General features: G+C 32.6%; 18 protein-coding genes. 11 read left to right on the top strand and 7 right to left on the bottom strand.

What is annotated here, in order from left to right; translation table 11 throughout:
- Window positions 1-2: 2 nt before the first annotated feature.
- The 3 genes from QMO72_RS09120 to auxB all read left to right on the top strand — a co-directional run bounded on the left by QMO72_RS09120 (window position 3) and on the right by auxB (window position 3,176).
- Window positions 3-815, top strand: a complete 813-nt coding sequence (locus QMO72_RS09120) for an ABC transporter permease (protein WP_103267927.1) — start codon at window positions 3-5, stop codon at window positions 813-815.
- On the top strand, window positions 812-1,885 hold the full coding sequence (locus QMO72_RS09115; RefSeq protein ID WP_103267926.1) for an ABC transporter substrate-binding protein: 1,074 nt from the start codon (window positions 812-814) through the stop codon (window positions 1,883-1,885). The genes QMO72_RS09120 and QMO72_RS09115 overlap by 4 nt, the downstream gene beginning before the upstream one ends.
- Before the next feature lie 73 nt (window positions 1,886-1,958).
- Window positions 1,959-3,176 carry a lipoteichoic acid stability factor AuxB gene (auxB, locus tag QMO72_RS09110; RefSeq protein WP_103267925.1) on the top strand — a complete coding sequence of 406 codons (1,218 nt, stop codon included), beginning with the start codon at window positions 1,959-1,961 and terminating at the stop codon, window positions 3,174-3,176.
- 44 nt (window positions 3,177-3,220) lie between these two features.
- Here auxB and QMO72_RS09105 read toward each other — a convergent pair whose 3' ends face one another.
- Window positions 3,221-4,561 (bottom strand): Nramp family divalent metal transporter, encoded by a 1,341-nt coding sequence (locus QMO72_RS09105; RefSeq protein WP_103267924.1) that lies wholly within the window; start codon window positions 4,559-4,561, stop codon window positions 3,221-3,223.
- A 218-nt stretch (window positions 4,562-4,779) separates the two neighbouring features.
- Here QMO72_RS09105 and QMO72_RS09100 point away from each other — a divergent pair, with 218 nt between their 5' ends.
- Window positions 4,780-5,274, top strand: a complete 495-nt coding sequence (locus QMO72_RS09100) for a DUF4064 domain-containing protein (RefSeq protein ID WP_103267923.1) — start codon at window positions 4,780-4,782, stop codon at window positions 5,272-5,274.
- Between the two features lie 106 nt (window positions 5,275-5,380).
- Here QMO72_RS09100 and QMO72_RS09095 read toward each other — a convergent pair whose 3' ends face one another.
- Entirely contained in the window at window positions 5,381-5,992 is a 612-nt protein-coding gene (locus QMO72_RS09095; RefSeq protein ID WP_103267922.1) for a YktB family protein, read from the bottom strand.
- Window positions 5,993-6,239: 247 nt separating this feature from the next.
- On the opposite strand from QMO72_RS09095, the gene QMO72_RS09090 reads away from it, so the two are divergent.
- A complete protein-coding gene (locus QMO72_RS09090) occupies window positions 6,240-7,061 on the top strand; it encodes an inositol monophosphatase family protein (protein WP_103267921.1) in 822 nt (273 codons plus the stop codon).
- Window positions 7,062-7,148: 87 nt separating this feature from the next.
- Here QMO72_RS09090 and QMO72_RS09085 read toward each other — a convergent pair whose 3' ends face one another.
- Window positions 7,149-7,340 (bottom strand): DUF5325 family protein, encoded by a 192-nt coding sequence (locus tag QMO72_RS09085; RefSeq protein WP_046836118.1) that lies wholly within the window; start codon window positions 7,338-7,340, stop codon window positions 7,149-7,151.
- 100 nt (window positions 7,341-7,440) lie between these two features.
- On the opposite strand from QMO72_RS09085, the gene typA reads away from it, so the two are divergent.
- Window positions 7,441-9,288: a translational GTPase TypA gene (typA, locus tag QMO72_RS09080; protein WP_103267920.1), complete on the top strand. Its 1,848-nt coding sequence runs from the start codon at window positions 7,441-7,443 to the stop codon at window positions 9,286-9,288.
- 351 nt (window positions 9,289-9,639) lie between these two features.
- Here the strand turns inward: typA and QMO72_RS09075 are convergent, their stop codons facing one another.
- Together QMO72_RS09075 and QMO72_RS09070 are read right to left on the bottom strand one after the other, a co-directional pair.
- The gene (locus QMO72_RS09075; RefSeq protein WP_073504691.1) at window positions 9,640-9,813 is read right to left on the bottom strand and encodes a DUF2197 domain-containing protein; all 174 of its coding nucleotides are present in this window, start codon (window positions 9,811-9,813) and stop codon (window positions 9,640-9,642) included.
- Between the two features lies 1 nt (window position 9,814).
- Window positions 9,815-10,297, bottom strand: a complete 483-nt coding sequence (locus tag QMO72_RS09070; protein WP_046836120.1) for a hypothetical protein — start codon at window positions 10,295-10,297, stop codon at window positions 9,815-9,817.
- 355 nt (window positions 10,298-10,652) lie between these two features.
- On the opposite strand from QMO72_RS09070, the gene QMO72_RS09065 reads away from it, so the two are divergent.
- The 3 genes from QMO72_RS09065 (at window position 10,653) to QMO72_RS09055 (ending at window position 16,409) form a co-directional block, all read left to right on the top strand.
- Window positions 10,653-10,928: an Fpa/YlaN family protein gene (locus QMO72_RS09065; RefSeq protein ID WP_046836121.1), complete on the top strand. Its 276-nt coding sequence runs from the start codon at window positions 10,653-10,655 to the stop codon at window positions 10,926-10,928.
- Between the two features lie 378 nt (window positions 10,929-11,306).
- Window positions 11,307-12,542: a cell division peptidoglycan polymerase FtsW gene (ftsW, locus tag QMO72_RS09060; RefSeq protein ID WP_107553442.1), complete on the top strand. Its 1,236-nt coding sequence runs from the start codon at window positions 11,307-11,309 to the stop codon at window positions 12,540-12,542.
- Window positions 12,543-12,953: 411 nt separating this feature from the next.
- A complete protein-coding gene (locus QMO72_RS09055; RefSeq protein ID WP_103267919.1) occupies window positions 12,954-16,409 on the top strand; it encodes a pyruvate carboxylase in 3,456 nt (1,151 codons plus the stop codon).
- A 402-nt stretch (window positions 16,410-16,811) separates the two neighbouring features.
- On the opposite strand, the gene QMO72_RS09050 is transcribed toward QMO72_RS09055, so the two are convergent.
- The gene (locus tag QMO72_RS09050) at window positions 16,812-17,720 is read right to left on the bottom strand and encodes a COX15/CtaA family protein (protein ID WP_103267918.1); all 909 of its coding nucleotides are present in this window, start codon (window positions 17,718-17,720) and stop codon (window positions 16,812-16,814) included.
- Window positions 17,721-18,006: 286 nt separating this feature from the next.
- Between QMO72_RS09050 and cyoE the strand changes: the two genes are divergently transcribed.
- Window positions 18,007-18,918 carry a heme o synthase gene (gene cyoE / locus QMO72_RS09045; RefSeq protein ID WP_103267917.1) on the top strand — a complete coding sequence of 304 codons (912 nt, stop codon included), beginning with the start codon at window positions 18,007-18,009 and terminating at the stop codon, window positions 18,916-18,918.
- Between the two features lie 24 nt (window positions 18,919-18,942).
- Window positions 18,943-19,404, top strand: coding sequence for a DUF420 domain-containing protein (locus tag QMO72_RS09040; protein WP_046836126.1), 462 nt, complete (start codon window positions 18,943-18,945; stop codon window positions 19,402-19,404).
- 157 nt (window positions 19,405-19,561) lie between these two features.
- Here QMO72_RS09040 and QMO72_RS09035 read toward each other — a convergent pair whose 3' ends face one another.
- Window positions 19,562-21,817 (bottom strand): ATP-binding cassette domain-containing protein, encoded by a 2,256-nt coding sequence (locus QMO72_RS09035; protein WP_103267916.1) that lies wholly within the window; start codon window positions 21,815-21,817, stop codon window positions 19,562-19,564.
- Window positions 21,818-21,861 lie beyond the last annotated feature (44 nt).

The raw sequence follows: 21,861 nt of genomic DNA, 5'->3' as shown, positions 1-21,861 counted from the left end.
TAATGAAATGGTATGGCAAGCTATATATCTTCAGTTTAACTGCAATATTGTATATTCCAATATTATTTTTAATGGTATATTCATTTAATTCTGCTGGTAATATGATTCATTTTGAGGGATTCACTTTAGAACATTATCAATCGTTATTTAGTAATGATCGTTTGATGTCTGTTATTTTTAATACGATTGCAGTGGCTTTGTTAGCTGCAGCGTTTGCCACAGTCATCGGAACAATGGGGGCCATAGGTTTATATCATTTAAAAGATAAAAAGTTAAAAGTTTCGCTTTTAACGTTAAATAATGTTTTGATGGTATCCTCAGATGTCGTGATTGGTGCTTCATTTTTAATTATGTTCACAGCAATAGGACATTTTACTGGATTAGGCCTTGGGTTTATGACAGTACTTATTTCTCACATCGCTTTTTGTATTCCTATTGTAGTCATTATTGTCTTGCCCAAACTTTATGAAATGAATGGGCATACACTAGATGCAGCTCGTGATTTAGGAGCTACAGAGATGCAATTATTGAATAAAGTCATGTTACCACAATTAATGCCCGCAATTTTAGGTGGCTTTTTTATGGCATTAACTTATTCGTTAGATGATTTTACTGTTAGTTTCTTTGTTACTGGAAATGGCTTTAGTGTATTATCTGTTGAAGTATATGCTATGGCTAGAAAAGGGATTAGTATGGAAATTAACGCCATATCAACCATATTATTCGTAGCCATTATGATTGGGGTATGCGGTTATTATGTAATTCAAAATACGATGAAGCATAAACGACTCCTGAAGCGAGGTATACAACGATGAAGCGCTTTTTACAATTAATTATAGTTTCAATTGCTGTAGGATTGATATGTTTATTTATAAGCCAAAAATTTACTGCGAAAAATCACTCTTCAAGTGGTGAAAAAATCTATGTATATAACTGGGGAGAATATATAGACCCTGATTTAATTAAAAAATTCCAAAAAGAAACTGGTATAGAAGTTGTTTATGAAACATTTGATTCTAACGAAGCAATGGAAGCCAAAATCCGTAATGGTGGTACACATTATGATGTGGCTTTTCCAAGTGAGTATACAGTAGAAAAAATGAAACATGAAAAGTTATTATTACCTATTAACCATGAAAAAATTCCTAATATGAAAAATCTGGATTCTGATTATATGAATATGCCATTTGATAAAGGAAATCGATATTCAGTGCCCTATTTTTTTGGTACTGTAGGGATTGTATATAATAAAAATATATATCCAAACGATACTTTTAACTCATGGCAAAGCCTTTACAATAAAAAATATAATGATGATGTCTTATTAGTAGATGGTGCTAGAGAAATAATAGGATTATCACTTAACAAATTAGGTTATAGTTTAAATGATACCGATAAACAACATTTAGAAAAAGCAGAGAAAAATTTAACACGCTTAAGTCCAAATGTTAAAGGTGTAGTAGGTGATGAAATTACAATGATGTTAGAGCAACATGAAGCAAACATCGCAGTTGTTTGGAGTGGGGTAGCGGCACCTATTGTTCAAGAGAGTGATGAATTTGATTATGTGGTTCCTAAAGAAGGTTCTAACCTATGGTTTGATAACATGGTCATACCAAAAACAGCACAAAACAAAGAAGGCGCATATAAGTTTATGAATTTTCTATTAGATGCAAAAATTAATAAGCAAAATACAGAGTGGGTAGGCTATGCAACACCTAATAAAGTCGCAAGAGCGCAATTGCCGGAAAATGTTAAAAATGATGAACGTTTCTATCCATCTCAAGAAACACAATCTAAATTAGAAGTTTATAAAGACTTAGGTAAAGAAACATTAAGCGAATATAACGAAAGATTTTTAAATTTTAAAATGTCATTAAAATAAATCGTAGTTAGTAGTTATTTTACTGTTAATTCGATATAATAGTTTGACAAGCAATATAAGGAGTTGTAAATACATGTCAGGAGAGCAATATACTCAAGTTAGGCGTCCGGTGAGTCGACTAGCAGAAAAAGTATTAGGTTGGTTGAGTTGGATATTCTTACTTTTACTTACCATTATTACGATGTTTATTGCACTAGTATCTTTTAGTAGTGACACATCAATACAAAATTTAGAAACTTCATTGAATGGAAATGATTTTGTACAGCAAATTTTAGCTAATAATAGTCTAAATACAACTCAGTTTGTAATATGGTTACAAAATGGTGTATGGGCAGTTATAGTATATCTGATCATTTGTCTATTAATTTCATTTTTAGCATTAATTTCAATGAATATAAGAGTTTTATCTGGATTCTTATTCTTAGTAGCTACTTTAGTTACTTTGCCGTTAGTGTTACTGTTTGTAACATTGATTATCCCTATTCTATTTTTAATAATTGCAATCATGATGTTTGCGCGTAAAGAAAAAGTAGAAACCGTACCTGCATATTATGCAGAAGGGAATCAAGGACATTATACAGATTATGAGCAACATCAAGGATTTACAAAACCTCAAGGTATTGTGGAGCCTCAAAATGATGACAGACAACAAACTTCTGACGTAGAACAACAAACAAACAAAGATAATCAACTCAGAAGAGGTGGTTATAGTTCTGAAATTGCCGAAAAAGTAAATACAGAAAAAGATGCATCAGATGAAGAACCGAAAATACTTTCAAGACAGGCTAAATACAACTATAAAAACAAAAAGCACCATGAAAATCAAGATGGACAGCAAAGTCCTGATGATGAGTTTGGTCAGGTAAGTAGTATTTATGATGAAAAAGGTAAACCTGTAGAAGATGAAATGCAGCATCAACAAAATGATGCAATGAATGAACAAGCAGAACGTGAAAGAGCAGAAACTGAAAGATACAACCAACAACTTGCAGAAGAAGAGGCACAACGTAAACAAGCAGAATATGAAGCACAACAACGCCTCAAACAAGAACAAGCAGAAGAAGCTGCAAGATTGAAACAAGAGAAAGCAGAAGAAAAAGCACGTATTAAGCAAGAGAAAAAAGAACGTAGACAACGCGAGAAAGAAAAACGCAAACAACGACCTAGTGCTGTAAATCAACGTAGAATGAATTTTGAAGAACGTAAAAAAGTAACTTCACATGATGATGAAGATCAAGAGGCCAATGAAAAGTCCTCGACATCAGAAAATCACACAAAAGATAAATCTTAAATAAAAAATGCCGATGATATGATGTCATCGGCATTTTTATATTGTTATAAGTCTTGAAAGGTTTGAATAATTAAATAGATATTTAAAATACTTAAAATAATAATTAAAATCCACGAAATGGTATTAATCCAATTTTTATTTTTAAACGAGCCCATTAAACGATAATCATTAGTTGCTAGTTGTAATGGAATTAATGAAAAGGGTAATGCTAAACTTAAAAATACTTGAGAGAATACTAATAGTTGTTCCATTTTAGCTTCATTACCATGAAATATAATTAAGCATAAAATAATAGGTAATATAGCAATGACTCTTGTTATTAGTCTACGTAACCAATTGGGTATTTTAAGATTTATAAACCCTTCCATGACTATTTGTCCTGCCATTGTACCAGTTATTGTTGAATTTTGTCCGGAGGCAAGCAATGCTATTGCAAATAATGTACTCATCACTGCACCCATAGAAGCGCCTATAACAGGTTGATGCAACAACGCATTGTATAAATCATAAAAACCACCGAGTTGTTCCGTATTTACGCCGTAAAATAACGCGGCACCTAACACAAGCAACAAACAGTTGATAACAAATGCGATAGATAGTTGAATATTCGAATCGAGAGTGGCAAATTTAATAGCTTGTGCTTTTGATTTTATACTATTTCTATCATACATTCTAGATTGTACGATAGAAGAGTGTAAATATAGGTTATGTGGCATAATTGTCGCACCAATAATACCTAATGCTATAAATAGGGCACTATTATCTGTAATAATTGTCTGGTGTGGTATAAAGCCATTCATTATATCATTTACTTCTGGTGAAGCTATAAATACTTCGAATATAAAAATAACGAGTACGGTAAAAATTAATGTTCCGACAATAGCTTCAATTTTTCTAAATCCAAAACGCATAATAAATAATAATAAGAAAACATCGAGTACTGTAATCAATGCACCTATTAATAATGGAATATCAAATAGTAAATCTAAGGCAATAGCGCTTCCGATAACTTCAGCAATGTCTGTAGCGATAATTGCAAGCTCTGCTATAATCCAAAATATAAACGCAAGCGGTTTATTCAAATAGTGTTTGGTTGCTTGCGCTAAGTCCATACCTGTTGCTATGCCTAATCTTACTGTCATACTTTGTAATAGCATTGCAGATAAACTAGATAGTAAAATTACGAATAGCAAAATATAACCAAATTGTGCGCCACCTTGCATGGAAGTAATCCAATTACCTGGGTCCATATATCCTACTGCTACTAATAGCCCAGGGCCTAAAAAGGAAAGTGATTTTTGGCTGAATTTACCGTTAGCATTCACAGAAACCGTATTATTGATTTCATCCATACTTTTATGTTTATTGTTTGTTTGTTGTGTCAAAAAATCACCGCCTAAATGTATCTTCAATATTCCCTAGATTACTCCAAATAATTTGTTAGGTCAACCTAAAACTAAGATTGTGAAAGCATGTATTATCACATTTAAGTAAACAAAGTAGGCTTGATTTAATAGATGACGTATCTAAATAGCACAAGATAATTTTTAAACTTTAATAATTTTGCTATGATAGTATTAAAATATAAAAGAGGAGGATGACGATGAAGAGAAAAGCAGAACGCATTATTGCATGGATTGCAAATGGACTAAGTTTAATATATTTATTATTTTTAGTAATAGGCTTATTTTTAATAAACAACCCGCAATTTGTAGAAATGTATAATGAAATGAATCAACAAAATGGCGTAGAGATATCCTCAGAAGCATTTAAAGCTACTGCAATGTTCCAAGGTGGCATCTTACTTATTTCTACAATATTAGGTATTATAGCAACAATTTTAATAAATAAACACAAGGTATTATCTGCATGCTTATTCATTGTAGCTGGTTTAATAGGTATATTTACTGCTAATATCATTGCACTTGTCTTATGGTTGATAGTTGCTATCATGCTGTTTAGTAGAAAAAATGACAAAAAGCATAATGATCTAAAGCCGAATCAACAAAATGAGTTTAGTCAGAAACAACAACACGCGGAAGTAAACCCTGATACAGAAATGAAAAAGAAAAAAGACAACGATCCTTATATATATTAATTTGATGATCAACTTATCTAGTTGAGTAATCAAAAAAGGACAAATTTAAAGCACGGAGCTAAAGTTAAATTTTGGCTCCGTGCTTTTACACCATATTGATAGAAAGTTATCTATAAAATTTTAATAATTGTTCAAATGTTTCTTCTAAGAAATGTAAGAATGATTTATCGCTTTTTAACTGTTCGCTATGAGGCGTTAATGTGCGCGCAACAAAAAACTCACCTTTTTTAACTTGTTTTACACGTGTTATAGCCTTATTTAAATCTTCATCAGACATTTCATGTATGTAAGTTTTTTCTTGACTCATATGGTCTAAACTTACACTATAATCTTTTGGTAAGTTTTTTAATGTTTCAAATTGGTCAGTAAATACATCGACACGTTGAGCCTTATCTTTAGCTTCATGCATTACACCATACATTACAAATAATTGATCTTCAAATAACCCTATTTGGAAGTGGGGAAGCATTTTGTAACCACGATTATTAGTAGCAAATGCAACCCATGTGTCTTTGGGTGGGTTTACACTTCGACGAGCATGTTTAGCAACATGTGCATAAAATGTTTCGCCGGTTGTTGTTTCTAAAAATTGAGTGAAATACGCGCCTAATGCATTTAATTGTGGTCGAACGTGTTCATTCAATGCTTCCATGCGTGCGTCAAGACCATCTACTGTAAAAGCTTTAAAATCATTAGGTTTAAATGTGTACTTAGTCATATGGACCTCCTATATTCAATATATTTGTTTGTATTGTAGCATAATATGTTCTTACGCTCATCGACTTTGACTGAGCATATGATTAGCGTGTGAAGGTAAGTATAATAGGGTATACAAAGATATATTAATGAATTAAACAATTTAATTTAAATTCTATACATATTAAAAATGGATATTAGGTAAGTTATTCAACACCTTTTAGAACAATAAATAATGTATAATATAAAGAGACTAAGGAGCTGATACAATGACTGTTTATGAATTTGCTAAAGGTCTGATATTAGAAGCGGGAAATAATGTTAAAAAAATAATGAAACAAGACATAGAAATAGAAACAAAATCAAATCCTAATGATTTAGTAACTAATGTAGATAAAGCTACTGAAAAATATATATTTGATAATATAATGAAGACATATCCGAATCATTTAGTTATTGGTGAAGAAGGACATGGACATGACCTAGTAGATGAACAAGGTGTAGTTTGGGTAGTAGACCCTATCGATGGCACATTGAACTTTGTACATCAAAAAGAAAACTTTGCAATATCCATTGGTATATATAATGAAGGAAAACCATATGCAGGATTTGTGTATGATGTGATGAATGATGTTCTATACCATGCTAAAGCAGGTGAAGGTGCATATGAAAATGAACATCCAATACCAGATATTCCTTCGACCCCTTTAAAAACAAGTATTATAGGTATAAATCCCAATTGGTTAACCAAACCAAGGTTAGGAGAAATATTTAAACCCATTGTTGATGAAGCGAGGAGTGCACGCGCTTATGGTTCTGCAGCATTGGAAATTGTTTATGTAGCAACAGGTAAGTTGGCAGGATATATCACACCAAGGTTACAACCTTGGGATTTTGCAGGTGGACTGATTATCCTGAATGAAGTTGGTGGTAAAGGGACTAATTTAATGGGGGATACATTATCAATTTATGAACCTAGTTCCATTGTTATGGCAAATAAGCAACTTCACTCGGAATTAATAAGTAATCATTTTGAAAAAAATATTGAAATCATAGAATTGTTACAACAAAGATTAAAGCATAGGGATTAGCGATTTTCAAATAGGCTAAAAAAAGCGTCTTACTCGTGTTTATAGAGTAAGACGCTTTTAAAAATTATTTATGAAAAAAGTACTGATTTAAAGCCAATCATTTTCACGATATTTCTTTTTTAATGTGAAACCGCAACCAAATGTTGCAATGAACAATATAAGTGTTAAAATCATCATTGGAACGTTAGTTGCAGCTAGACTAAAACTAAATAATAGTAAAAATAAAATGGCTATTATAGCGAGTACCCAAAATATTGACTTTGATTTTTTTTGTTGCATCCCGACCACACCTTTATAGTTTTCTTTAACCAATTATATGATATAATAAAAAAGTTGCAAAGAGAAGTGGGAATTTACTCGAGAAAGGAAATTGTATAAAATGACTAAAATTAGAGAAGATGTTCGTAATATAGCAATCATCGCTCACGTTGACCATGGTAAAACGACACTTGTAGATGAATTATTAAAACAATCAGGAATTTTCCGTGAGAACGAGCACGTAGATGAAAGAGCAATGGATTCAAATGATATAGAGAGAGAACGTGGTATCACAATCCTTGCTAAAAACACAGCAGTTAATTATAAAGATAATCGCATTAATATTTTAGATACACCAGGACACGCTGACTTTGGCGGAGAAGTAGAACGTATCATGAAAATGGTTGACGGTGTTGTCTTAGTAGTTGATGCATATGAAGGTACAATGCCTCAAACACGTTTTGTATTGAAAAAAGCATTAGAGCAAAATTTAAAACCAGTAGTCGTAGTTAATAAAATTGATAAACCAGAAGCTAGACCAGAAGGCGTAGTTGACGAAGTATTAGACTTATTTATCGAATTAGAAGCGAACGATGAGCAATTAGATTTCCCAGTAGTTTATGCTTCAGCTGTTAATGGTACAGCAAGTTTAGACGCGGAAAAACAAGACGAAAACATGCAGGCATTATATGAAACAATTATTGATTATGTTCCTGCTCCTGTTGATAATAGAGATGAACCATTACAATTCCAAATCGCGTTACTAGATTATAGTGATTATTTAGGACGTATTGGTGTAGGACGTGTGTTCAGAGGAACAATGCGTGTAGGAGACAGTGTATCATTGATTAAATTAGACGGAACAGTTAAAAACTTCCGTGTAACAAAAATCTTTGGTTTCTTCGGTTTAAAACGTGAAGAAGTTAATGAAGCGTATGCTGGTGATTTAATTGCTGTATCTGGAATGGAAGATATCAACGTTGGTGAAACAGTAACACCTACTGATAATCAAGAGGCTTTACCAGTATTAAGAATAGATGAACCAACATTAGAAATGACTTTCAGAGTAAACAATTCTCCTTTTGCTGGACGTGAAGGTGATTATGTAACTTCTCGTCAAATTCAAGAACGTTTAGATCAACAATTAGAGACTGATGTGTCATTAAAAGTTACACAAACTGAATCACCAGATAAATGGATTGTTGCAGGTCGTGGCGAATTACACTTATCAATCTTAATTGAAAACATGAGACGTGAAGGTTTTGAATTACAAGTTTCTAAACCTCAAGTTATTTTAAGAGAAATTGATGGCGTTAAATGTGAACCATTTGAACGTGTACAATGTGAAGTACCTCAAGAATATACAGGTGCGGTTATCGAATCATTAGGCCAACGTAAAGGTGAAATGGTTGATATGGTAACTACTGATAATGGCTTAACACGTATTATCTTTATGGTACCAGCACGTGGCTTAATCGGTTATACTACTGAATTCATGTCACAAACGCGTGGTTATGGTATTATCAACCATACATTTGAAGAGTTTAGACCTCGTGTTAAAGGACGTATTGGTGGTAGAAGAAATGGTGCTTTAGTATCATTAGATCAAGGTAAAGCAAGTTCATATGCTATCATGGGCTTAGAAGATCGTGGAATAAACTTCATGGAACCTGGTACAGAAGTATATGAAGGTATGGTTGTTGGTGAACATAATCGTGAAAATGACTTAACAGTTAACGTCACAAAAGAAAAGAACCAAACAAACGTACGTTCTGCAAATAAAGACCAAACGGTAACTATGAAACGTCCTAGAGTATTAACTTTAGAAGAAGCGTTACAATTTATAAATGACGACGAACTTGTAGAAGCTACACCAGAAAATATTCGTATTAGAAAAACAATTTTAGAAAAATCAGCACGTGAGAAAGAATCAAAACGTGTTAAACAAATGATGCAAGAAGACGAATAATACAATTGGTATGATTTGAATAAAAAGCAATTTTATGGTGTTAAATCGTAAAATTTATTTCAAACTGTCGATGAAGTTTTAGACTTTGTCGACAGTTTCTTTGTACTTGCCATACTTGTCGCATTCAGTATTTTTCATTTCTTGATTTACGATAGAAGTAATCCTAAATCACTATTCATGAAGTATTGTGTTCATTTAAAAGGTGCCGACGAGTAATCAAAGTTTAGATTTTAAAAACAAAAGACAAACCCAATGCTAAACAATAACGTTGGGTTTGTCTTTTGTTTTTTGAAACCGACTAACAGTATATCCATCTCTCAGACTAGATTTGGAATTATTATTGAGTCTACTTTAACGATGATTATATGTCGATGTTTGATTGCGATGTTTAGGTGTATCGAGTCTACTTTTACACTCATCGCACATAAAAGTATGCATTGGATCGTTTTTTAATCTTTTAGCTTCTAATGTATTTTCATCAATAAATACTTCGGTATCACAGATAATACATTGCACTTTTCGCATCTTAAATCACCTCGATATGGGTAACATACTTAAATTGATATGAATAACCTTCATCAGGAATATAGACAAAGCTATCAACCGCATTGTCATCATATAATCTCTTGCCATCTTTAGCAAATTGGAAAAACAAATATGGTAATAAATCAATAGGTACCTCAATTGATGCTTCATGATTAAATAAACGAATTGCAGATGCTGTATCTTGTAATTCAGCATTTTTGAAAAAGGGAGTCATATTAATGACAAAAGAATTTTCCAATACTGCACGTTTCTTATACTTAATTTCAGAATTTAGTGTTGGTGGATTTGTTTGACCTTCTAAAATAGCACGATTCCATTCGCGATTATCATCAAAAGCAATTGGTTTTGTGCCATCAAAAACACCATTCTCTAAGTCTTCAATTTGTACTTTGCGATCGTCGAAAATCCAAGTTGTACTATCTAAAGTAATTGGAAATTTAACAGCGCCCTTAATTTGAATCATAATCCCACTCCTATTTAAATATCTACAGATATTTATAGTACTTTATTATAAAAATTATCTCAGAAAAATAATGTTAAGCCAAATCATGAATTTTTTGTGTCTATTATAATTAAAAAGGTGATTTACTTTAAAGTCATGTCTAATTAGTTAAAAATGACCTTGTATAAAAAAGCTTTCTTATCAAGGTTGAGAAGTTTTTGAAATAAAGTAATAAATACTGTTGAGATAAAATTTGTTTAAATACAATTTTATCACATATGACAGTATTTAGTATATTTCTGAATTCTCTTGCTTTTTAGTATTCAGTGAGATACACTTTTATTTATAAAGTTACAATTGATAGGGGGAGTATGTCATGGTAAAGAATCAAAAGTTAAACAGTGCGGCATATGACCAGTTGAATAAAGATGCTGATAGGATTCTCCAACTTATTAAAGTGCAAATGGATAATCTTACATTACCTCAATGCCCATTATATGAAGAAGTACTCGATACTCAAATGTTTGGATTGCAGAAAGAAGTTGATTTTGCAGTTGAACTTGGTTTAGTAGACAGTGAAACGGGCAAAGGTTTAATGCTTCGTTTAGAAAAAGAACTTTCTAAATTGCATGATGCATTTACAAATGTTTAATTGGGTTAATAGTGCGTATGTGACTAGATCCGTTAATAGTCCAAATTTAAAAATATACAAAAGCTATTGTAGTATTTAAAACTACATAAACATATGAGAAGTGACTGGGATATCAATATTTTATTGATTGGACCGCAGTCACTTTTCTTGTTTTAAATATACTTTTAAGTGGTGAGTAATTAAAATATTAAACTTTGTGTTATATTTGCTCGAGATAATATTGTAATGTTGATATAATGGAAAAAGCGCAATTTATTATTTTTTAATACAGACTTAATGTCAAATGAATAATTTAAACATTACTAAATATGTAGGTTTAAGCGTCAAGATCTAGCAAATAGTAAAGATATTAATAATTAGAATTGGATGATATGTCAAATGAATAACATAAAGCAATTTTTTCGATACATTGGTAGAAATGCTAAATTTATCGACTATCCGTTAGTAATTACATATTTATTATTATGTCTCATTGGTTTGGTAATGGTTTATAGTGCAAGTATGGTTGCAGCCACAAAGGGTACATTGACAGGTGGTGTAGCTGTATCTGGAACTTATTTTTATACCAGACAGTTGATGTATGTAATTATGAGTTTATCTCTCGTCTTTTTTATGGCATTTTTCATGAATGTGAAATTTTTAGCATCAACACAATTTCAAAAGTGGATGATGACTGGAATAATTGTGTTACTAGGAGCTACATTAATTGTAGGTAGTAACATTAATGGTTCAAAAAGTTGGATTAATTTAGGATTCATGAATTTACAAGCATCTGAATTATTGAAAATCGCAATATTGTTGTATATTCCATATATGATAGAAAAGAAACGACCTAAGGTGTTTAAAGAACCGAAATTGTTAATGTCTCCAATTATTTTAGCTTCATTTTGTATAGGGCTTGTATTTTTACAAAGAGATATTGGACAAACGTTGCTAATATTAATCATTTTCTTTTCAATTCTATTTTATGCGGGGATAGGTGTACAAAAATCACTTAGATATGGTTTGATGATTATTATAGGTGCAGCACTTATTGGAGGACTATTCTTACTATTAGGACTGGTTCCAGACTATTTAACAGCGCGTTTTAGTACATTAACGAACCCATTTAGTCAAGAATCAGGCACAGGTTATCATATTTCTAATTCACTCATTGCAATTGGAAATGGCGGTCTGTTTGGTCGAGGATTAGGTAATAGCATTATGAAATTAGGTTATTTACCAGAACCGCATACAGATTTCATTTTTTCAATTATTTGTGAGGAATTAGGCTTATTAGGTGGTCTTTTTGTTATTTGTTTATTATTTTTCATCGTTTACAGAGCTTTCGAACTTGCGAATAAAACGAATTCTTACTTCTATAAATTAGTGTGTGTAGGTATAGCAAGTTATATAGGTAGCCAGACATTTGTAAACTTAGGTGGAATTTCCGGTACTATCCCATTAACAGGGGTACCTTTACCATTCATTAGTTTCGGTGGCTCTTCAATGATAAGTTTAAGTATTGCAATGGGCTTGTTGCTTATCACAGCTAAACAAATTAAAATAGAAGAATTAAGAAAGAAAAAAACACGTAAAAATCAAAGCCGTGTGGATATAGCTAAAAAGTATTAAATACATTAGTGTCTATGAATGATATTTTAAAATAGAATATTAACTATATATTAAAAGCAAACGTTACAACAGATTATTGTTGAAAACGTTTGCTTATTTTTATTTTATTGTGCCAGAATTTTGAAATACTTAGTATTTTTCGGAAAAGTAATAATAAAAACTTATCATAAACAATAACTTTTTATTATGATGCGATTGTGATACAATTACTTTGAACATGCTAATAGTAAGGAATTAAGACTTTAATTTGATGTACTGTAGCTATGTATGCTTCATTAATAAATAAACTGTTTCTACATTGCATAGCGACTTTGTCTTATATTTTTTACTGTATACATTGTTCGTATTTTGATATAATGATTTTCATAACTAACTTTTTAGAAAATTCAAAAATTTAAGGGGGACCATGGTGTGAATAAAATAAACAAACTTTTAGTAGCCAATCGTGGAGAAATAGCAATAAGGATTTTTAGGGCTGCAACTGAGTTGAATATTAATACAGTTGCGATATATTCAAATGAAGATAAGGGGTCTTTACATAGATATAAAGCTGATGAATCATACTTAGTAGGAAAAGACTTAGGGCCGGCAGAGTCCTATTTAAATATAGAACGTATTCTAGATGTAGCAAAACGTGCAGGCGTAGATGCGATACATCCTGGTTATGGATTTTTAAGTGAAAATGAAACATTTGCACGTAGATGTAGTGAAGAAGGCATTAAATTTATTGGTCCACGTGTTGAACATTTAGATATGTTTGGAGATAAAGTTAAGGCAAGAGCAACAGCAATTAAAGCAGACTTGACTGTTATTCCAGGCACGGATGGTCCAATTGATAGTCAAGAAGCGGCAATTGCATTTGCCAATGAAGCAGGATATCCACTGATGATTAAAGCTACAAGTGGTGGTGGCGGTAAAGGTATGCGTATTGTCCACTCAGAAGGTGAATTAGAAGAGGCATTCCATCGTGCTAAGTCTGAAGCTGAGAAATCCTTTGGTAATAGTGAAGTATACATTGAAAAATATATCGATAATCCAAAGCATATAGAAGTTCAGGTGATTGGAGACGAGCATGGAAATATTGTTCATTTATATGAAAGAGACTGTTCTGTACAACGTCGTCATCAAAAAGTAGTTGAAGTTGCACCATCAGTGGCACTTACTGATGATTTAAGAGAAAGCATATGTGATTCAGCAATTCAGCTAATGGAAAAGATTGAGTATGTAAATGCTGGTACTGTTGAATTTTTAGTATCTGGAGATGACTATTATTTCATTGAAGTCAATCCACGTGTTCAAGTAGAACATACCATTACTGAAATGATAACTGGCGTAGATATTGTTAAAACACAAATTCTTGTAGCGGATGGAGAAAATCTATTTGATAAAGAAATTTCAATGCCTCAACAACAAGATATTCAAACTTTAGGTTACGCAATTCAGTGCCGTATTACGACTGAAGATCCTACAAATGATTTCATGCCAGATTCTGGAAGAATTATAGCATACCGTTCAAGTGGTGGTTTTGGTGTGAGATTAGATGCTGGAGATGGTTTCCAAGGCGCCGAGATTTCACCATATTATGATTCGTTACTTGTCAAACTTTCCACACATGGCATGTCATTTAAACAAGCAGAAGAAAAAATGGATCGTTCATTACAAGAGATGAGAATTCGTGGTGTGAAAACCAATGTGCCATTCTTAATTAATGTGATAAGACATCCTCAATTTAAAACTGGGGATTATACAACGAAATTTATCGAGAAGACACCAGAACTATTTGATATTCAACCCACTTTAGACCGTGGTACTAAAACGTTAGAATATATTGGTAACGTTTCAATTAACGGTTTTCCAAACGTTGAGAAGCGTCCAAAACCAATATATGAGACTTCGCCGATACCAGTAGTATCAAAAAAAGAGATAGCTAATCTTCAAGGAACGAAACAATTATTAGATGAAAAAGGACCTCAAGCAGTTGCAGCATGGTTAAAACAACAGGAAGATGTACTAATCACGGATACAACATTTAGAGATGCACATCAATCTTTACTGGCTACACGTGTACGTACAAAAGATATGATGAATATTGCTTCTAAAACAGCTGAAGTGATGCAGGATAACTTTTCTTTAGAATTATGGGGTGGAGCTACATTTGACGTTGCTTACAATTTCTTGAAAGAAAACCCTTGGGAAAGATTAGAAAGACTTAGAAAAGAAATTCCAAATGTTTTATTCCAAATGTTATTACGTGCTTCTAATGCAGTAGGTTATAAGAACTATCCTGATAATGTCATTAAAAAGTTTGTGCAAGAAAGTGCTGATGCAGGTATCGATGTTTTCCGTATTTTCGACTCATTAAACTGGATAGATCAAATGAAAGTTGCGAATGAGGCAGTACAAGAAGCAGGGAAGATTTCAGAAGGTACAATTTGCTACACAGGTGATATCTTAAATCCTAAACGTTCAGATATTTATACATTAGAATATTATGTAAATATGGCCAAAACGCTTGAAAAAGAAGGATTCCATATTTTAGCGATTAAAGATATGGCAGGTTTATTAAAACCTAAAGCAGCCTATGAATTAATTGGAGAATTAAAAGCAGCTGTAGATTTACCAATCCATTTGCACACGCATGATACAAGTGGAAATGGATTAATGATATATAAAGAGGCGATAGATGCAGGTGTCGATGTCATTGATACTGCAGTAGCCTCAATGAGTGGATTAACAAGCCAACCTAGTGGTAATGCATTATATTATGCATTAAATGGGTTTGATAGAAATATGCGCGCTGATATTGATGGCATGGAAGAATTATCTCATTATTGGGGAATTGTACGTCAATATTATAGTGATTTTGAAAGTGATATTAAGTCACCTAATACGGAAATATATAAACATGAAATGCCTGGTGGTCAATATTCAAACTTAAGACAACAAGCTAAAAGCTTAGGATTGGGTAATCGCTTTAATGAAGTGAAAGATATGTATAGACGTGTGAATTTCTTGTTTGGTGATTTAGTCAAAGTTACGCCATCATCTAAAATAGTAGGAGACATGGCACTGTACATGGTTCAAAATGAACTAGATGAACAAGCGGTTATTGATGATGGACATAAATTAGATTTCCCAGAATCAGTGGTTTCCTTCTTTAAAGGCGACATTGGTCAACCTGTCAGTGGTTTTAATAAAGATCTACAAAAAGTTATTTTAAAAGGCCAGACTGCACTGACAGACAGACCTGGTGAATATTTAGAGCCGGTAGATTTTGAGGCAGTTAGAAAAGAGTTAGAAGAAAAGCAACAACGTGAAGTGACTGAACAAGATGTTATTAGTTACGTACTTTATCCAAAGGTTTATGAACAGTTCATTGCAACACAAGAACAATTTGGTAATGTTTCACTCTTAGATACACCAACATTCTTCTTTGGGATGCGTTCAAATGAAACAGTTGAAATTGAAATAGATACAGGAAAACGACTGATTATTACGTTAAAAACAATTACAGAACCAGATGAAAAAGGTATGCGTACCATTTTCTATGATATGAATGGTCAGGCAAGACGTATCTATATTCAAGATGAAAATGTTAAAGCCAATGCAAGTGTTAAACCGAAAGCAGATAAATTAAACCCGAATCATATAGGGGCACAAATGCCAGGTTCTGTTACAGAAGTGAAAATTTCTGAGGGAGAATCTGTCACAAGTGGTCAGGCTTTATTAATAACTGAAGCAATGAAAATGGAGACAACAATCCAAGCGCCGTTTGATGGAACAGTAACTAAACTGACAGTTAAAAGCGGTGATGCGATTGAAACAGGTGATTTATTGATAGAAATAGAAAAAGAACCTGTTGATTAATTAGCGATTATCTATGCCATAAGGTAAAACGAGCATTTGTATTTGAATTCATCAATAAGAGATAGCCACTACTCATAAAAGTGGCTATCTCTTATTTTTATAGGTGATCTAATGAATGACTGTATAGATAAAGATTTGATAAATATTTTGCTTTGTAAGCAAAAAAAGTATCATAGGGCTTTTAATCTAATTGTTCTTATATTTACACTATGTTGCAATTTAAATTAATCGTATGATTGAGAGATTAAAGGTTCATATGTCTCTAATAAAAGATGACGTTAAATATTATAAAGTTTTAATCAAAAAAGTACACCTCTGTTAAAAAATAGAGGTGTACTTTTTGACTACAATTAGTTAGACTTTAGTCGTTTTTGATAAATATTGGATAGCTATTTAATGCGTTTATCCACCGCTCCTTATCGTTCGTGACATCAAGACAATAAAGTAAGCGATTAAGCCAAATAATAATGTGATGAACAAAGCATGTAATAGTGCGATCACTAAATTCACTTCAGTAATAATAGATAAAGCGCCAGTTGTTACTTGTAATATGACTAGTATAAACGCAGCGGTGTAACCGTATCGAATCGTACGATTATGTTGATAATGATTAACTGCATGAATAAATGTAAGTAATATCCAAATGAACGCTATAAATGCCATACATCTATGTGTGAAATTGATCCAATCTGCAACATTATGTGGTATTAAATCATTGAATGGTAACGGCCATTGACCATAGGCTAAACTGGCTTCTTTATGTCGAACTAAAGCGCCTGTATAAATAGTTAAATAAACTATGATTGCCATAATCCAAGTATAAATTCTTAACGGCTTTCTAATAAATAACTCATCTGCTTCGTATTTACGATCAACTTCAAAAATAATTAATGTGAGTACAAAGACTGAAGAGAATGAGACAAGAGATATACCGAAATGTAATGCTAAAACGTAAGCATTTTGTTGCCACATTACAGCGGCAGCACCTATGAGTGCTTGAAGAAGTAAGAAACCTACACTAATGATACATAAAGGTTTTACTTCTTTAATATAGCTAATATGTTTCCATGCGACAATAACCAACCATAAGACAATAATCAGCGATAAGCCAGATACTGCACGGTGACTTAATTCGATAATTGTTTGAATGGGAAGGTTTTGAGGTAAAAGTGCGCCATGACAGAGCGGCCAGTCAGAACCACATCCGTCTGCTGAACCCGTCTTTGTAACTAAAGCGCCGCCTAATTGAACCCAAGTCATAATTAATGCTGCTGTCACCGATAACCATTTTAGGTTTCCTTTGTTAAACAATAATTCACACCCCACTTATAAATAAAACTATTGGGACTTTAAATAATACTCCAGTTGTAGCGAGTTAAGCCTTCATATTTGTAATGTTTAATTCCCAAAAGACATACTTGTTTAACATTAAATAAATCTTAACTATAATTATAACAATAAATAATGATTTATTTGTGTCATAAAAATGACGATTTATCGATGTCGTTAAAGTGTCACAAATTAGTTTATATAAATGTAGTAAATATCACAAATTTCATATATCATTGTGTTATATGGAAAAAATAGGAGGGGAATTATGAACAAAGAACAAACTTTGTCGCATAATACAAGTCAAGTAACTTTTAAAGAGTTACAGCAAATTATCAAAATGGGACTTGTGCAAGGGAATTTAATTCCCGCATTTGCTGGTTCTTGGCTTGCAGTTGTGTTGGCTAATCATTCCTTTCTCTCGTCAATACCGCAAATCTTAATGATGTTGGTGGGCTCTACGTTAATTATGGGGGGCGCATGTGCTTTAAATAATTACTACGATCAAGATATTGACAGTATCATGCCAAGTAAACAACAGAGACCAACAGTTAATGAAAGAATTTCAAACAGAAATCTTTTAATTTTAAGTTTTGGAATGATGCTAATAGGAGAAGGTTTACTATTTGCATTAAACATACCATCTGGTGTTATTGGTTTAATAGGTATTGTAGGTTATGTATCGTTTTATTCTATCTGGTCTAAACGTCATACAGTATGGAATACAGTGATTGGTAGTTTTCCTGGAGCAGTGCCACCGTTAATTGGTTGGACTGCAATTGAAGGGAATGTTAGCTTGGTTGCAGTAGCACTATTTTTAGTAGTCTTTTGTTGGCAACCGATTCATTTCTACGCATTAGCAATTAAGCGTGAAGATGAATACTCGTTGGCTAATATACCAATGTTACCATCGGTTAAAGGCTTTAACCGTACGAGAGTGAGTATGTTTATATGGCTTGTGTTATTGTTACCACTACCATTTTTACTTAGTGACTTAGGTATCACATTTATTGTGTTAGCTTCATTATTAAATTTAGGTTGGATATACATGGGCTTAACAAGCTTTAAAAAAGAGTCAGATCAAATTAAATGGGCAACAAAAATGTTTATATATTCACTAAATTATTTAGTTGTATTTTTCGTGCTCGTTGTTGTCGTATCTCTAATCCAAATGTTCTAATAATTAATAATAAGGATGGAATTTATGAATTTACCAATTTTACCTACTATCAGTACAAGCTTTATTGTTATTAGTGCAATCCTTGTTGCAATAGGTTGGCGCAAAATTTGGAAACGTGAAATTGAAAGTCATAAAAAAGTAATGTTATGGGCAGCTGGTTTTGCACTTTCATTCTTTATCATTTATGCTTCAAGAACCGTTTTTGTTGGTAATACTGCTTTTGGTGGTCCGGATTCAATCAAGCTTTATTATACGATATTCTTAGTGTTCCACATTAATTTAGCAACAATCGGTGGAATTTTAGGGCTAGTACAAATTATTACAGCCTTTAAAGATAAGTTTAAAGTGCATAGATTCGTTGGACCTATAGCATCTATTATTTGGTTCTTTACTGCGATTACGGGTTTAGCTGTATATTTATTATTATATGTGTTTTACCCAGGTGGAGAAACAACGTCTTTAATTAAAGCGACATTAGGATTATAAATAATATTAAACAAAGCGTAAGTTTTTTACGAAATAATAGGCATATAAGAATGATATTTAAAAAGGTAAGCAATCATTAGGATTGCTTACCTTTTTAAATTGCTAAAAGAAAATTAAAAATGAGTTCATTGTATGTGGTATAGGGTCATTTCTATTATTATGATAGATAATTGTTTAAATGCTTAGCAGTTACAGATTCTTGAATTTCTATTAGCCCTTGAGGATAACCTTGATAAAGCAGTTTACCGCCTTGTTCTCCAGCATAAGGGCCTATATCTATAATCCAATCTGCATATGTCATCATTGTTAAATTATGTTCTATAATAATGACAGTATTCTGTTCTTTTATAAGTCTATCAAAACATTCTAGTAAAATTGGAATATCATCCTCGTGTAGACCTGTAGTCGGCTCATCAAACACAAACGTGTGATGCTGAACGGTGTTTGTAAGGTATTTACTTAATTTAACGCGTTGAATTTCTCCTCCTGATAATGTATCAAGTGATTGTCCCAAAGTCATATAATTCAACCCTGTTGATGTCAGTGCATTTAAAGGTTCAGAAATCGTGGGTGTTGATTGGAAAATGTCTATAGCTTCATCTACTGTAAGTGCAAGGATATCTGCAATGGAATAACCATTCACAGTAGCATTTAATACTTCGGGTTTATACCGTTTACCATGACAAACGTCACAGGTTTGAGTAAAGTCAGGCATAAAAGCTAATTCGGTTTTTAAAATACCCTTACCATGACATTCTGGACAAGCACCTTCGGAGTTGTAACTAAACATCGATTTTTTTAAACCTGTTTTCTTGCTAAAATAAGATCTCATCTCATCAAATATATCTAGATAAGTTAATAAATTCGAACGATTTGAAGCGTGTACTGGTTTTTGGTCAATAAAGACTGTGGTTGTTTGATGTTCTAATCCAGCGCGTATAAGAGAACTCTTGCCAGATCCTGCTACACCAGTCACGACTGTAATAGCTTGTTGAGGTATGTTGACTGACACATTTTTTAAATTATTACGAGATATTTGTGTTAATTGGATAAATTTTTCTGCTTGCCGTGGATGTGCCTTAAGGCTATGTAAACGCCTTAAAGCTATGCCTGTACTGGTATCCGATTGAATTAATGATTGATAACTACCTGTAAATGTAATTTCGCCGCCATGTTTACCAGCCAGTGGTCCTAAATCTATAATATAATCGGCAATGCGTATGACATCTGGGTCATGTTCAACGACGAGAACAGTATTCCCTTTGTTTTTTAAAGATAAAATCATCTCATTAATCCGTTGAATATCATCTGGATGTAATCCAATACTCGGTTCATCTATGATATATACTAAATCCGTAAGCGGACTATTTAAGTGGCGTATGAGTTTAATCCGTTGTGATTCACCACCAGAAAGAGAAGTAGTCTCTCTAGATAAAGTTAAATAATTGAGTCCTATGTAACTCAGGGATTCTAATTGTTGTTGTAGTGGCTCGATGATAACTTTCGCTTTATCAGAAGTAATATTTTTAATAAATGTAATTGCATCATCAATTGATAATTCTGTGAAATCTGCTATGTCATAGTTGTTGATTTTACACTTTAAAACATTAGGATGTAATCTTTTGCCTTTACAATTTGGGCATTGACTTGAAGTTACAATGCGATCAATAGCGTCTTTAAATTTATTTTTTTCAAAGTTATCGTTGAGTAAAAAAGACCGCCTAAAACGGTGTATGAGCCCTTCAAATTTCGCAGTTTTCGGCCAATTATCAGGTGGATTTTTTAACTTTGTTGGTTCTGTATAAAGTAATGTATCAAGTTCTGTTTTGCTATAATCTTTGAGTTTTTTGTCATTATCAAATAAGCCTGAGTATAAATAACGTTTACCTCGCCAACTATCAGGTCTAAACGAGGGAAAACGAATGGCATCTTCATTTAATGATTTGTCAAAGTCTAGTAATTCATTTAGATCAATATCTTCGACATACCCCAGACCAGAACAAGTTTCGCACATTCCTTTAGGATTGTTGAAAGAAAAAATATCTGAATAGCCTACAAAGGGCTCCCCAATGCGAGACCATAACAGTCTTACTGAAGCATAGATATCAGATATCGTACCCACTGTGGAACGAGAATTACCACCTAATCTTTTTTGATTAATGATCATTGCAACAGGTAAATTTTCAATTAAATCTACTGTTGGCTTTGAATACTGAGTCAGCTGATGTTGAATATACGTGGAATATGTTTCATTTAAAAGCCGCTCGGATTCCGCAGCTATAGTACTAAAGACCAATGAAGATTTACCTGACCCAGAGCGACCAGTAAAGACAGTTATTTGATGTTTGGGTATATCAACAGAAATATTTTTTAAATTATTTTGTTTTGCTCCGTGGATGCGGATAGTTTCCATAAAAATTCACCTCTTAATTTTATGTATACCCGAAAGGTAGTATG

The organism is Staphylococcus casei (genome assembly GCF_030294405.1).
Taxonomy (GTDB): Bacteria; Bacillota; Bacilli; order Staphylococcales; family Staphylococcaceae; genus Staphylococcus; species Staphylococcus succinus.
The sequence above is the reverse complement of the archived record's forward strand: the minus strand, read 5'-3'. Positions and strand labels throughout refer to the sequence as shown.

Coding starts and splice junctions, on each gene's coding strand:
- QMO72_RS09035 (WP_103267916.1), bottom strand. CDS start 21,817: ATGGAAACTATCCGCATCCACGGAGCAAAACAAAATAATTTAAAAAAT.
- QMO72_RS09065 (WP_046836121.1), top strand. CDS start 10,653: ATGGTAAAGAATCAAAAGTTAAACAGTGCGGCATATGACCAGTTGAAT.
- QMO72_RS09070 (WP_046836120.1), bottom strand. CDS start 10,297: ATGATTCAAATTAAGGGCGCTGTTAAATTTCCAATTACTTTAGATAGT.
- QMO72_RS09095 (WP_103267922.1), bottom strand. CDS start 5,992: ATGACTAAGTACACATTTAAACCTAATGATTTTAAAGCTTTTACAGTA.
- QMO72_RS09090 (WP_103267921.1), top strand. CDS start 6,240: ATGACTGTTTATGAATTTGCTAAAGGTCTGATATTAGAAGCGGGAAAT.
- QMO72_RS09100 (WP_103267923.1), top strand. CDS start 4,780: ATGAAGAGAAAAGCAGAACGCATTATTGCATGGATTGCAAATGGACTA.
- QMO72_RS09120 (WP_103267927.1), top strand. CDS start 3: ATGAAATGGTATGGCAAGCTATATATCTTCAGTTTAACTGCAATATTG.
- QMO72_RS09115 (WP_103267926.1), top strand. CDS start 812: ATGAAGCGCTTTTTACAATTAATTATAGTTTCAATTGCTGTAGGATTG.
- typA (WP_103267920.1), top strand. CDS start 7,441: ATGACTAAAATTAGAGAAGATGTTCGTAATATAGCAATCATCGCTCAC.
- QMO72_RS09040 (WP_046836126.1), top strand. CDS start 18,943: ATGAATTTACCAATTTTACCTACTATCAGTACAAGCTTTATTGTTATT.
- auxB (WP_103267925.1), top strand. CDS start 1,959: ATGTCAGGAGAGCAATATACTCAAGTTAGGCGTCCGGTGAGTCGACTA.
- cyoE (WP_103267917.1), top strand. CDS start 18,007: ATGAACAAAGAACAAACTTTGTCGCATAATACAAGTCAAGTAACTTTT.
- ftsW (WP_107553442.1), top strand. CDS start 11,307: ATGAATAACATAAAGCAATTTTTTCGATACATTGGTAGAAATGCTAAA.
- QMO72_RS09085 (WP_046836118.1), bottom strand. CDS start 7,340: ATGCAACAAAAAAAATCAAAGTCAATATTTTGGGTACTCGCTATAATA.
- QMO72_RS09075 (WP_073504691.1), bottom strand. CDS start 9,813: ATGCGAAAAGTGCAATGTATTATCTGTGATACCGAAGTATTTATTGAT.